The organism is Actinorectispora metalli (genome assembly GCF_056323685.1).
Genome location: NZ_JBREYE010000001.1, coordinates 2,381,790 through 2,393,351, shown reverse-complemented (window position 1 = coordinate 2,393,351; position 11,562 = coordinate 2,381,790). Strand labels below are relative to the sequence as shown.

Genomic DNA, 11,562 nt, shown 5'->3' with positions numbered 1-11,562 from the left:
GCTGCGGGTTGGGTGGCGGGCGTGGCTGAGGTAATCACCAAAGGAAGCGGAGAAGTGGAGCGCGTCGCCGAGCGGGCGCTCCTGTCGGTCGGCTATGCCGAGACGGCGAGCGAGCGGTCCGCGGCGGTCGAGCGTCTCGGCCCGCGGGTGGCGGCGATCGAAACGCGGCTGGAGGCCGACGGCATCGAGGTGCGGTCCAGACATCTGTCCGTGAACACCGCCTGGGAGGACGGCAAGGCCGTCGGCTGGCAGGCCGAGCAGAACTACCGGATCAGGGTGAACGACCCGGCGCTGCTCAACGATCTGCTCTCGGCGCTGATCGGCGCCGGTCCTTCGTCGCTGCACGGGCCGGAGTGGGAACTCGCCGATGACGTGGAGGCTGTGCGCGAGGCTCAGCAGACGGCGGTCGAGGACGCCCGGCGGAGGGCCGAGGGCTATGCCGCAGCGCTGGGCAGACGGCTGGGCCAGCTGATCAAGATCAGCGACGGCGGGCTAGACCACGGCGGCCCGGTCTACCGGAGCGCGCAGGCCATGGGCTACGCCGAGTCGGCAGGCGGAGTCGGCGAGTTGAACCTGGAGCCGCAGCCGGTGACGGTCAATGTGGAGTGCCAGACGACCTGGGCGCTGTTGGACTGACGCGATAAGGGCCCGGCGGAGAGCCGGGCCCTTGTCGTCACGCTGTCTACTTCTCGACGATCGCCACCACGCCGAGGCCGCCCGCCGCGCAGACGGAGATCAGGCCGCGGCCCGAGCCCTTCTTGTCCAGCAGCTTGGCCAGGTTGGCCACGATCCGGCCGCCGGTCGCGGCGAATGGGTGGCCAGCGGCCAGCGAGCCGCCCTTGACGTTGAGCTTGCCGCGGTCGATCGAGCCCAGCGGCTCGTCGAGGCCCAGCTTCTCCTTGCAGAACTCCGGGCTCTCCCACGCCGCCAGGGTGGACAGCACCTGGGAGGCGAAGGCCTCGTGGATCTCGTAGTAGTCGAAGTCCTGGAGGCTCAGGCCCGCCTGCTTGAGCATCCTCGGGACCGCGTAGGCGGGAGCCATCAGCAGGCCCTCACCGCCGTGGATGTAGTCCACGGCCGCGGTCTGGGAGTAGGTCAGGTAAGCCAGCACCGGCAGGCCCTTGGCCTTGGCCCACTCCTCGCTCGCGAGCAGCACCACGGAGGCGCCGTCGGTCAGCGGGGTCGAGTTGGCCGCGGTCATGGTGGCCTGCTCGGCGCCCTCGCCGCGGGTGCCGAAGACGGGCTTGAGCTTGGCGAGCTTCTCGACCGTGGAGTCACCGCGCAGGTTGTTGTCCTTGGTGACGCCGAGGAACGGCGTCAGCAGGTCGTCCAGCCAGCCCTCCTCGTAGGCCTTGGCCAGGTTCTGGTGGCTGGCGGCCGCCAGTTCGTCCTGGGCCTCCCGGGAGATACCCCACTTGCGGGCGGTGATCGCCTGGTGCTCGCCCATGGACAGGCCGGTGCGCGGTTCGGCGTTCTCCGGCCGCTCCGGCGCCAGGTGGCCGGGGCGGATCTTGGAAACGGCGCCGAGCCTGCCGCCCAGGCTCTTCTGCCGGTTGGCCTCCAGCAGGATGCGGCGGAGCCGGTCGTTCAGCGCCAGCGGCGCGTCGCTGGTGGTGTCCACGCCACCGGCCACACCCACGTCGATCTGCCCGAGGGCGATCTTGTTGGCCACCAGGATGGCGGCCTCCAGGCCGGTGCCGCAGGCCTGCTGGATGTCGTAGGCGGGCGTTTCGGGCGAGAGGGTGCTGCCGAGCACGGTCTCCCTGGCGAGGTTGAAGTCGCGGGCGTGCTTGAGCACCCCGCCCGCGACGAACTCGCCGAGCCGTTCACCCTGCAGGCTGAAGCGGCTCGCCAGGCCGTCCAGCGCCGCGGTGAGCATGTCCTGATTGGACGCGGTGGCATAGGCGCCGTTGGACCGCGCGAACGGGATCCTGTTGCCGCCCAGAATCGCCACTCGTCGGACGCTTGAGGCCATTGGTCCTCCTGAGCCGATGTGAGTCATCTCCTGGCCAGAATAACCTACCCGCGAGTAGGCTTACCCGCGAGTAGGGAGGCATCACACATGACGGATCGGTATCAGCAGTTCGCCAAATCGGGCGTCGGCAAATTCATTGTCGGCAAGCTGGGTCTGCCCAATCCCACGCCCCTGCGCCGTTACAAGCCTGGCCAGCCGGTGCTGGCCGGACCTGTTCTGCTCGGGTCCAGCACCGACGGACGGCTGAGCAAGTCTGTCGAAGAGGTGCTCAAGTCGGTGCAGGCCGAGGTGCACACCGAGGCGCGGCGCAATGCCGAGGGCAGGGTCAGCGCGAAATACGCCGCCTTGGTTTTTGACGCCAGTGGCATAAAGACCAGCGAAGGCTTGCGCGAGCTTTACGACTTTTTCCACCCGGTGGCGCGCAACCTCGCGCCGTCCGGCCGGATCGTTGTGCTGGGCACCACACCGGAGGACACCACCGACCCGCGTGAGCGCATCGCGCAGCGGGCCTTGGAGGGCTTCGTCCGCTCGGCGGGCAAGGAGGCCAAGCGGGGCGGCACCGCGCAACTCGTCTACGTCGCACCCGGCGCGGAGAACTCGGTCGCCTCCACCCTCCGGTTCCTGCTCTCGGGCAAGTCGGCCTACGTCTCCGGACAGGTCATCCGCATCGGCGGCGGCCAGGTGAGCGAGCCCGCCAACTGGGACAAGCCGCTCGCGGGCAAGGTCGCCCTGGTCACCGGCGCCTCCCGGGGCATCGGCGCGGCCATCGCCGAGGTGCTGGCCCGCGACGGAGCCAAGATCGTCGCGCTGGACGTGCCGCAGGCCGCCGAGCCGCTGCGCCAGGTCGCGGACAAGCTGGGCGGGGAGTCGCTCGAGCTCGACATCACCGCCGACTCGGCCCCCGAGGACCTGGTCAAGTACTTCAAATCCGGCGGCGTCGACATCGTCGTGCACAACGCGGGTATCACCAGGGACAAGACGATCGGCGGCATGAAGGAGGACCACTGGAACTCCGTCATCGCGGTGAACCTGACCAGCCAGGAGCGCATCAACGCGGCGCTGCTGGGCAAGAAGGTGCTCAAGGAGGGCGGCCGGATCATCACGGTCTCCTCGATCAGCGGCATCGCGGGCAACGTCGGCCAGGCCAACTACGCCGTCTCCAAGGCGGGCGTCATCGGCCTGGTGAACGCCTACGCCCCGGAGTACGCGAAGAAGAACGTCACGATCAACGCCGTCGCGCCGGGTTTCATCGAGACGCAGATGACCGCCAAGATCCCGCTCACTATCCGGGAGGCCGGTCGCCGCATGAACAGCCTCTCCCAGGGCGGTCTGCCCGTGGACGTCGCGGAGACCATCGCCTGGTATGCCAGCCCCGCCTCCGGTGGCGTGAACGGCAACGTGGTGCGGGTCTGCGGTCAGAGCCTGCTCGGCGCCTGAGGACACGGAGGTAACACCCATGGGCGTCCAGGAGCTCCAGTCCTCGCCGAACCTGTCGCTGTTGTTTCCCAAGGCCCTGCTGACGGGATTCCTCAAGCGCGGCGGGAACCTGCCGGACACCGAGTACATCCGGCGCGACCTCAAGGTCGACACCGAACACCTCGCGAACTACAACCGGGTGTGCGGGTTCGGCGTGCGCGACACGCTGTCGGTGACGTACCCGCACATCCTCGCGTTCCCGATGTCCATCCAGCTGATGTCGGCCGGCTCGTTCCCCTACGCGCTGCCCGGCATGGTGCACATCGCGAACAAGATCACGCAGTACCGGCCGGTGGGAGTCTCCGAGCCGCTCACCATCCAGCTGCGGACGCAGGACCTGCGGGCTCATGACAAGGGCAAGCAGTTCGACCTGGTGACCGAGGCGCAGGTCGGCAACGAGCTGGTGTGGACCGATATCAGCACGTATCTGATCCGTGGCGGCGGCAGCGGCGGTGACGGTGCGAAGAAGAAGGAGACCGACCGGGAGCATGTTCCGGAGCCGTCCGCGGTGTGGACGGTGCCGGACGACATCGGGCGCCGCTACGCCGCGGCATCCGGTGACAGCAACCCGATCCACCTCTACGGGCTGACCGCCAAGCTGTTCGGCTTCCCGCGGGCAATCGCGCACGGCATGTGGACCAAGGCCCGCTGCCTCGCCGCGTTCGAGGGCAGGCTGCCGGACGCCTACACGGTGGACGTGCGGTTCAAGTTGCCGGTGCTGCTGCCCGCCAAGGTGGCGTTCTCCACCTGGGATGAGGCGGCGGGCTTCGGCTTCACGCTGCGGGACGCCAAGAAGGGCAAACCCCACCTGGACGGCACCATCCGTCCGGTCTGAGGCCGCTGACAGCGAGGCCCCGGTGTTCGCACCGGGGCCTTTGTCATTTCTGTGGCGTGCGGTGCCAGGTACGGCCCTCGATGAGGTCGCCGAAGCCCATCCAGACCAGGTTCATCAGCCTGGCGGCGAAGATCTTGGCGGTGCCGGAATCGGGGTTGTCCAGCCACCAGTCGGCCATCGACTCGGCGGCGCCGACCAGTGCGGCGGCCAGCGCGACACCCTCGCTCTTGGCCGCGGCGGTTGCTTCCTCCGTCGTGCGCTTGACCAGCAGCGCGGCCACGAGCTCGATCGCCCGCGAGCGCATCTCGGCCAGCTCTGCCGCGAACGGGCCACCCTGGGAGCGGGCCTGGCGGTGCAGCACCAGCCAGCTGTCGCGCTGGGCGCCGACGTAGGTGAAGAAGGACAGCAGGCCGAGGAACAGCGATTCGTCGGGGCTCTGGCCCTCCTCGACATCGGCCGCGATGGCCTGCATCAGCCGAGTCGCCTCCCGTCGGATGCAGGTGGCGAAGAGGTCTTCCTTGGAGCCGAGGTAGGAGTAGACCATCGGCTTGGAGATGCCTGCGACGTCGGCGATCTCGTCCATGGAGGCGGCGTGGTAGCCCCGCTGGGAGAAGACACGCACGGCGGCGTCCAGGATCTGCTGCTCGCGCACCGCGCGCGGTAGCCGCCTTGGCCTGCGTTCGTCCAGCTCGCCGGCTGGAAGCTCCTCGATGGCTGACATGTGCACCTCCTCGGCCGATCGTACGGGCGAACCTTGCCAGCTTACCTACTCGCACGTAGCCTTACTCGCGAGTAGGTTATGCAAAGGAGCGCCCCATGGCCGACGTGAACGCCGCCGAGCTGGAATCTCTCGCCGCAAGCCTCGGCGTGGAGGTGACGGAGAACACCACTCCGCTGCAGATTCTCGGACAGGTGGACCCGAAGAAACTCAGCAGGCAGCAGTTCGCCACGCTGCTCGACCTCTCGTCCTCGCTGGCCGCGGAGGGGGCCGCCGACGACCTGTCCGGGATGGACGAGCAGTCCTTCGCGCGCCTGATCTCCAAGGCGTCGTCCGACCAGCTTGACGAGGTGATGTCCCGTCCCGAACTGCGCGTTCCCGTGCTGGACGAGGTCTTCCGGCGGATGGGCGACCACTTCAAAGCCGACCGGGCGGGCTCGGCGAAGGCGGTCGTGCACTGGAAGATCACCGGCGGCGCGGGCGAGAGCGGCTACGACCGCTACGAGACGGTGATCGAGGACGGCAAGTGCACCGTCAACAAGGACGCCCAGCGAGACCCTCGGGTCAGCATCAAACTCGGCCCGGTCGAGTTCCTGAAGCTGGTGTCCGGCAACGCCTCGGCGCCTGTGATGTTCATGACAGGAAAGATCAAACTTCAGGGTGACCTCGGCTTCGCCGCAGGCCTCAGCAACCTGTTCCAGATCCCGAAAGCCTGATGGCCGGGCCGTTGACACCGACGGCAGGATGAAGGACCAGTCGGGTGGCAGTGGCCCGCTACCCGACTGCGACGGCGCCCGGCCCCTTACTGGGGTCGGGCGCTGTTGCTCGTCAGGATCTTCGGGTCGATCTCCAGCCGCGCCGCCACCTTCTGCGCGAAGAGTTGGTACTTCGCGTACATCCGCGCCTCGGGTGAGTGGTTGGGCTGCCGCACCAAGGGTTCGGTCAGCACCTCGCCGTCGCGGAACTGCTCCCGGGTGAGGTCGACTTCGATGCCGCCGGGCAGGCGATTCCAGTAGTGCATGCTGACCCGACAGTCTCCGCTGTAGACCTCGGCTTCGAGTAGCTCGCCGCCGAACAGCATGCACAGGACGACCGCCGACAATCCACAGTGGCCTCGCGCAGGGTTGTCCGGGTCCCAAGGCTTGGAGGGGTCCACCGTCTCCTCGCACCAGGAAGCTCTGATCGCCTCTTCTATCGCGGCCAGCGTCAGCGTCGTCGTTCCTCCGGTGATCCGCACGTAGAGGCTCAACTTCCCAGACTTCAGCTGATCAGCGTCGTCGCATGCTTTTCGTGAGGCCGCCCTGATTGGGGACGGCCCCACGAAAGGCGGCTAGTACGTGATGGCGAGGGCGGGGTCGGCGATTAGGGCGCCGACGTCGGCGAGGAACTGGGAGCCTTGTTGGCCGTCGACGACCCGGTGGTCGAAGCTGAGGGACAGCTGGCAGACCTTGCGAACTCCGAGTTGGCCATCTACCACCCAGGGCGTGTCCTTGATGGCGCCCAACGCCAGGATTGCGGATTCGCCGGGGTTGATGATCGGGGTGCCGGTGTCTACGCCGAAGACGCCGATGTTGGTGATGGTGAAGGTGCCGTTTTGCATGGCGGCGGGGGTGGTTTTGCCGCTGCGGGCGACCGTGACCAGGTCGTCCAAGGCCACCGCCAGTTCCTTCAGGGACATGCGGTCGGCGTCGCGGACCTTGGGGACCACCAGGCCACGGGGGGTGGCGGCGGCGATGCCTAGGTGGACGTACTCCTTGAAGACGATCTCCTGCGCCTGTTCGTCCCAGACGGCGTTGACGTCGGGGGTGCGGCGGATGGCCAGGCAGACCGCTTTGGCGGCGAAGGTCAGCGGGGTGATCTTGACGTCGCGGAACTCGGGGTGCGACTTCAGTTTCGCCCGGAACTCCATCATGGGGGTGACGTCGACGGTGAGGAACTCCGTGACGTGCGGGGCGGTGAAAGCGGAGTCGACCATCGCCTGAGCGGTGGCCTTGCGGACGCCGCGGATGGCAACCCTGCGTTCGCGGGTCGTCGGGTTGTAGGCCGCCGGTGCTGGTGCGGATTCCACAGTGGACGGGGTGGCGGCGCGTTCAACGTCCTCGCGGGTGATGACGCCCTCGGGGCCGCTGCCGGACAGCGCCTTCAGGTCGACCCCGAGGTCTTTGGCCAGCTTGCGGACCGGGGGCTTGGCCAGCGGGACGTAGCCGCCGGGCGGCTCGGGGTGGGTGCCGTTCACGGATGGGGGCGCGGGCTCGGCTACCGGGGGCGCGGAGGCGACCGGGGCGGGCACGCCGCCGCGGGGCCTGCGCTTGGCGGCCACCGAGCGGGGGCCGTAGCCGACCAGGGTGGCGATGCGGCCGTCGGCCGACTCCTCGCCGATCTTGGCGCCCTTTGCCTCGGTGGAGGCGCTGCCGGACTGGGGGGTCTCGGGGGCGGGTGCGCCGTTCGGGTCGGTGTCGATGACGATGATCGGGGTGCCGACCTCGACGGTCTGGCCGTTCTGCACCAGCAGGTCGACCACCTTGCCCGCCCAGGGGCAGGGCAGTTCGACGGCCGCTTTGGCGGTCTCGATCTCCACGATGACCTGGTTGACCGTGACCTCGTCGCCGGGTTTCACGTGCCAGTTGAGGATCTCTGCCTCGGTCAGTCCCTCGCCGACGTCGGGCAAGGGGAATTGCTTGTTCTGCGGCATTCCTGCTTGTCCTTTACCAGCCCAGGGAACGGTCTACGGCGTGCAGCACCCGGTCGAGGTCGGGGAGGTACTCCTCCTCCAACTTGCTCGGCGGGTAGGGAGTGTCGAAGCCGGTGACCCGGAGCACCGGGGCCTCCAGCGAGTAGAAGCACTCCTGCTGCACCCGGCTGGCGATCTCGGAGGAGATCGAGGACTCGCTCGGCGCCTCGGAGGCGACGATCAGCCTGCCGGTGCGGCGCACCGACTCGAACACCGGGTCCAGGTCCAGCGGCGACAGTGTGCGGAGGTCGATGACCTCCAGGTCGAGGCCGTCCTCCTCACCCGCCTTCGCCGCGTCCAGGCAGGTTTTCACCATGGGGCCGTAGGCGACCACGGTGGCCGTGCTGCCGCGCCGCAGCACCCGGGAGGCGAACAGCGACTCCGGGGTGGCGGTGGGGTCGAGTTGGGCCTTCTCCCAGTAACGCCGCTTCGGCTCGAAGAACAGCACCGGGTCGTCGCATTCGATGGCCTGCTGGAGCATCCAGTAGGCGTCGAGAGGGTTGGAGCAGGACACCACGCGCAGGCCCGCGCAGTGCGCGAAGTAGGACTCCGGGGATTCCGAGTGGTGCTCGACGGCGCCGATGCCGCCGCCGAAGGGCACCCGGATCACGATCGGGACCTTGACCTTGCCCTGGCTGCGGTAGTGCAGCTTGGCGACCTGGCTCACGATCTGGTCGAAGCCGGGGAAGATGAAGCCGTCGAACTGGATCTCGCACACCGGGCGGTAGCCGCGGATGGCCAGACCGACCGCGGTGCCGATGATGCCGGACTCGGCCAGCGGGGTGTCGATGACGCGCTGCTCGCCGAAGTCCTTCTGGAGGCCGTCGGTGACGCGGAAGACGCCGCCGAGCTTGCCGATGTCCTCGCCGAGGAGCACGACCTTCGGGTCGCGTTCCATCGCGGCGCGCAGGCCCATGTTGAGGCCCTTGGCCAGGGAGATCGTCTGGACCGCCGATGGCTGTTCGCCGCTGGTGTCCTGCTGCCTGTCAATCGCTGGTGCCGCCATCAGTGTCCACCCCCGGCGTTCGAGTCGGCGAAGCCTTCCATGTACTCCAGGAACTCGGCCCGCTGGGCTTCCAGCACGGGGTTTGGTTCGGAGTAGACGTTGGCGAAGATCCGCTCGTGCGGCGGGTTGGGCAGGTTCACGCAGTAGTCGCGGAACCGCGCCGCGAGCGCGTCGGCGTCGGCCTGCACGGAGTCGAAGAAGTCCTGGTCGGCCCACTGCTGCTTGATCAGGTGGACCCGGACCCGCTCGATGGGGTCCTTCAGCTTCCAGGCCTCGACCTCGTCGGAGAGCCGGTAGCGGGTGGGGTCGTCGGAGGTGGTGTGGGCGTCCATCCGGTAGGTGAACGCCTCGATCAGCACCGGTCCGTTGCCGTGGCGGCACTGGTCCAACGCCCACCGGGACACCGCGAGGCAGGCCAGCACGTCGTTGCCGTCCACCCGGAGGCCGGGGAAGCCGTAGCCGCGGGCGCGCTGGTAGAGCGGCACCCTGCTCTGCTTCTCGATGGGCTCGGAGATGGCCCACTGGTTGTTCTGGCAGAAGAAGACGACCGGCAGGTCGTGCACCGATGCCCAGACGAAGCCCTCGTGGACGTCGCCCTGGCTGGTGGCGCCGTCGCCGAAGAAGGTCATGGTGGCTTCGCCGTCGTCATCGCCGACCTTGCCGTCGAACTTCTGGCCGAGGGCGTAGCCGGTGGCGTTGAGCACCTGGTTGCCGATGACGATGGTGTAGAGGTGGAAGCGGTGCTCCAGCGGGTCCCAGGAGCCCTGGTCGACACCGCGCCACACGCCGAGCAGCAGCGTCGGGTCGACGCCTCGGCAGTAGGCGACACCGTGTTCGCGGTAGCTGGGGAAGGCCATGTCGGTGGGGCGCATCGCGCGTCCCGCGCCGACTTGGGCGGCTTCCTGGCCGAGCAGCGGCGCCCACAGACCCAGTTGGCCCTGCCGCTGGAGGGCGTTGCCCTCGCGGTCGAAGCGGCGGACGAGAACCATGTCCCGGTACAGGCTGCGCAGGTCCTCCGGACTGACCTCGATATCGAAGTCGGGATGACTGACCCGCTCGCCTTCGGGGTTCAGTAGCTGGACCAGGTCCGCACCGCCCTCACTCGTCGCGCGCAATCCGGCGATCACTTGCTCTGCCGTGGGTGCGGCCGATGTTGCGGCTGGCGCTCCCATTGGTGCTGCCCCGGGCTGATCGGCCCCGTCGGGCACTGGGGTTGTCCAGTACTCCGGCGATGACATGCCATTCCCCTTCGTGTCCAGGCCGCTCCGGCCACTTGTGGCGACCTTCGCACGGCCACGCTGACCAGATTCGGCCCACCCGGTCGGGGCAGCCGATACGCCGTCAGCGTTGACGGTTCACTCAAACGCCATCCTGACACGGATCTGCCCCCTTTCGTGAGGGCGGCCACAGTGACGCCCGTAACCCATCGCCCAATCCAGGCCTCCACGCGGCACGCAATACCAGCCGCAACGGCGGAGGGCGGTGCTGAACATAACGGCTTGGTCACCCAGCACGGACGCCCGCCCTGCTCTGGGGATTACTCAGTTGGCGGGAAGGCATGCTCACCAAGTGGGCATCCTGCGTCGCACGGGTGACCCATAGGCGAACGGCCATGGTCTTTTCCGGCAACGCCGAATAACCGTTGTGGACTCTGCCGCTACCTCATTCGGGGGGCTTAGGCTGTTCGCCTTCCGGCAAGGGGGCGATATGGGGGCTGTGCGGGCAGGACACCGGATCGCGGCGGCGGTCGCGGTCGCCGTGTTCACCGCGGCCACGCTCAGCGCGCCGATCACGCCGGGCATCGCGGGCTCGACCTCCGAAGGGGCCAGGGTGGTCCGCGAGGAGCAGGTCGGCGACCGACTGGTCGAACTGACGGTCTCCTCGGCCGCGCTGGAGTCCACCGCCAAGGTCCGCCTGCTGCTGCCGGTGGACTTCGCCCGCGGTGACCGGCGGTGGCCGGTGCTTTACCTGCTGCACGGCTGCTGCGAGGGCGACCGCGGCCATGCCGCCTGGAGCGAGGCGGTGGACCTGGCGGGCATCGAGGGCCTGCGGGATGTGCTGGTGGTGATGCCCGCGGGCGGACCGATCGGCTTCTACAGCAACTGGTGGAACCGCGGACAGGGCGGCGCTCCCCGCTGGGAGACCTTCCACCTCCGCGAACTGAAGGAACTGCTGGAACGCGACTACGGCGCCGGGAATCGGCGGGTGATCGCAGGCCTGTCCATGGGCGGTTTCGGCGCGTTGTCCTACGCGGCGCGGCATCCCGGCATGTTCCGCGCGGCGGCCTCCTACAGCGGAGTGGTGCACACGCTGCTGCCCGACGGCGGCCCGGAACTGGTGTCGGCGCTGGTCAGCGGGCAGGGCGAACGCGTCGATGACCTGTGGGGCGCGGTCGACAGACACCGCGGGATCTGGGCGCGGCACAACCCCTACGACCTCGCCGCCCGGCTGCGCGGCATGCCGGTGTACCTGGCAAGCGGCGACGGGCGACCCGGACCGCTCGACCCGCCGGGTACCAAGCCCGACCGACTGGAGGAAGCGCTCGGCAAGCACTCCGTGGCGCTGGCAGGTCGCCTCGGTCCGCGCGCAAAGATCAATCTGTATGGCACGGGCACGCACAGTTGGCCGTACTGGGAGCGGGAGTTCACCGCGTCGCTGCGGACGCTGCTGCCTGAACTGCGGTAACCGATCACACGAGCAGGCGAATCGGGCAACAGGTCCATCACGAACGGCTTAGGTCATCCTTAGTTTGCTTAGGCTGCCTTCCAGGCGTTTCCCGGACGCCGGATCACGCGTGGAGGTCAGGTGTTCCCCCAAATCC

At 68.4% G+C, this 11,562-nt stretch carries 11 protein-coding genes; 5 read left to right on the top strand and 6 right to left on the bottom strand.

Annotated features, from left to right (window positions below; genetic code table 11):
• The first annotated feature begins 21 nt into the window (after nt 1–21).
• On the top strand, nt 22–636 hold the full coding sequence (locus ACU6XJ_RS11165; protein ID WP_476309433.1) for an SIMPL domain-containing protein: 615 nt from the start codon (nt 22–24) through the stop codon (nt 634–636).
• Between the two features lie 46 nt (nt 637–682).
• On the opposite strand, the gene ACU6XJ_RS11160 is transcribed toward ACU6XJ_RS11165, so the two are convergent.
• Entirely contained in the window at nt 683–2,002 is a 1,320-nt protein-coding gene (locus tag ACU6XJ_RS11160) for an acetyl-CoA C-acetyltransferase (protein WP_476309430.1), read from the bottom strand.
• 60 nt (nt 2,003–2,062) lie between these two features.
• Here ACU6XJ_RS11160 and ACU6XJ_RS11155 point away from each other — a divergent pair, with 60 nt between their 5' ends.
• Entirely contained in the window at nt 2,063–3,412 is a 1,350-nt protein-coding gene (locus ACU6XJ_RS11155) for a 3-oxoacyl-ACP reductase (RefSeq protein WP_476309428.1), read from the top strand.
• A 19-nt stretch (nt 3,413–3,431) separates the two neighbouring features.
• Nucleotides 3,432–4,286 (top strand): MaoC family dehydratase, encoded by an 855-nt coding sequence (locus ACU6XJ_RS11150; RefSeq protein WP_476309425.1) that lies wholly within the window; start codon nt 3,432–3,434, stop codon nt 4,284–4,286.
• Nucleotides 4,287–4,329: 43 nt separating this feature from the next.
• On the opposite strand, the gene ACU6XJ_RS11145 is transcribed toward ACU6XJ_RS11150, so the two are convergent.
• On the bottom strand, nt 4,330–5,007 hold the full coding sequence (locus ACU6XJ_RS11145) for a TetR/AcrR family transcriptional regulator (protein WP_476309422.1): 678 nt from the start codon (nt 5,005–5,007) through the stop codon (nt 4,330–4,332).
• Nucleotides 5,008–5,102: 95 nt separating this feature from the next.
• Between ACU6XJ_RS11145 and ACU6XJ_RS11140 the strand changes: the two genes are divergently transcribed.
• The gene (locus ACU6XJ_RS11140) at nt 5,103–5,720 is read left to right on the top strand and encodes an SCP2 sterol-binding domain-containing protein (RefSeq protein WP_476309420.1); all 618 of its coding nucleotides are present in this window, start codon (nt 5,103–5,105) and stop codon (nt 5,718–5,720) included.
• Between the two features lie 86 nt (nt 5,721–5,806).
• Here the strand turns inward: ACU6XJ_RS11140 and ACU6XJ_RS11135 are convergent, their stop codons facing one another.
• From ACU6XJ_RS11135 to pdhA, 4 genes are all read right to left on the bottom strand, one after another.
• Nucleotides 5,807–6,253 carry a YunG family protein gene (locus ACU6XJ_RS11135; RefSeq protein ID WP_476309417.1) on the bottom strand — a complete coding sequence of 149 codons (447 nt, stop codon included), beginning with the start codon at nt 6,251–6,253 and terminating at the stop codon, nt 5,807–5,809.
• 81 nt (nt 6,254–6,334) lie between these two features.
• Nucleotides 6,335–7,696 carry a dihydrolipoamide acetyltransferase family protein gene (locus ACU6XJ_RS11130; RefSeq protein WP_476309415.1) on the bottom strand — a complete coding sequence of 454 codons (1,362 nt, stop codon included), beginning with the start codon at nt 7,694–7,696 and terminating at the stop codon, nt 6,335–6,337.
• 13 nt (nt 7,697–7,709) lie between these two features.
• Nucleotides 7,710–8,741 carry an alpha-ketoacid dehydrogenase subunit beta gene (locus ACU6XJ_RS11125; RefSeq protein WP_476309413.1) on the bottom strand — a complete coding sequence of 344 codons (1,032 nt, stop codon included), beginning with the start codon at nt 8,739–8,741 and terminating at the stop codon, nt 7,710–7,712.
• Nucleotides 8,741–9,979, bottom strand: coding sequence for a pyruvate dehydrogenase (acetyl-transferring) E1 component subunit alpha (gene pdhA, locus ACU6XJ_RS11120; protein ID WP_476309411.1), 1,239 nt, complete (start codon nt 9,977–9,979; stop codon nt 8,741–8,743). The genes ACU6XJ_RS11125 and pdhA overlap by 1 nt, the downstream gene beginning before the upstream one ends.
• A 469-nt stretch (nt 9,980–10,448) precedes the next feature.
• Here pdhA and ACU6XJ_RS11115 point away from each other — a divergent pair, with 469 nt between their 5' ends.
• The gene (locus tag ACU6XJ_RS11115; RefSeq protein WP_476309408.1) at nt 10,449–11,426 is read left to right on the top strand and encodes an alpha/beta hydrolase; all 978 of its coding nucleotides are present in this window, start codon (nt 10,449–10,451) and stop codon (nt 11,424–11,426) included.
• Nucleotides 11,427–11,562: the final 136 nt, after the last annotated feature.

Excerpts from the sequence above, each read along its gene's own strand:
- ACU6XJ_RS11155 (WP_476309428.1), top strand. The coding sequence starts at position 2,063 with ATGACGGATCGGTATCAGCAGTTCGCCAAATCGGGCGTCGGCAAATTC.
- ACU6XJ_RS11160 (WP_476309430.1), bottom strand. The coding sequence starts at position 2,002 with ATGACTCACATCGGCTCAGGAGGACCAATGGCCTCAAGCGTCCGACGA.
- pdhA (WP_476309411.1), bottom strand. The coding sequence starts at position 9,979 with ATGTCATCGCCGGAGTACTGGACAACCCCAGTGCCCGACGGGGCCGAT.
- ACU6XJ_RS11145 (WP_476309422.1), bottom strand. The coding sequence starts at position 5,007 with ATGTCAGCCATCGAGGAGCTTCCAGCCGGCGAGCTGGACGAACGCAGG.
- ACU6XJ_RS11115 (WP_476309408.1), top strand. The coding sequence starts at position 10,449 with ATGGGGGCTGTGCGGGCAGGACACCGGATCGCGGCGGCGGTCGCGGTC.
- ACU6XJ_RS11130 (WP_476309415.1), bottom strand. The coding sequence starts at position 7,696 with ATGCCGCAGAACAAGCAATTCCCCTTGCCCGACGTCGGCGAGGGACTG.
- ACU6XJ_RS11140 (WP_476309420.1), top strand. The coding sequence starts at position 5,103 with ATGGCCGACGTGAACGCCGCCGAGCTGGAATCTCTCGCCGCAAGCCTC.
- ACU6XJ_RS11150 (WP_476309425.1), top strand. The coding sequence starts at position 3,432 with ATGGGCGTCCAGGAGCTCCAGTCCTCGCCGAACCTGTCGCTGTTGTTT.
- ACU6XJ_RS11125 (WP_476309413.1), bottom strand. The coding sequence starts at position 8,741 with ATGGCGGCACCAGCGATTGACAGGCAGCAGGACACCAGCGGCGAACAG.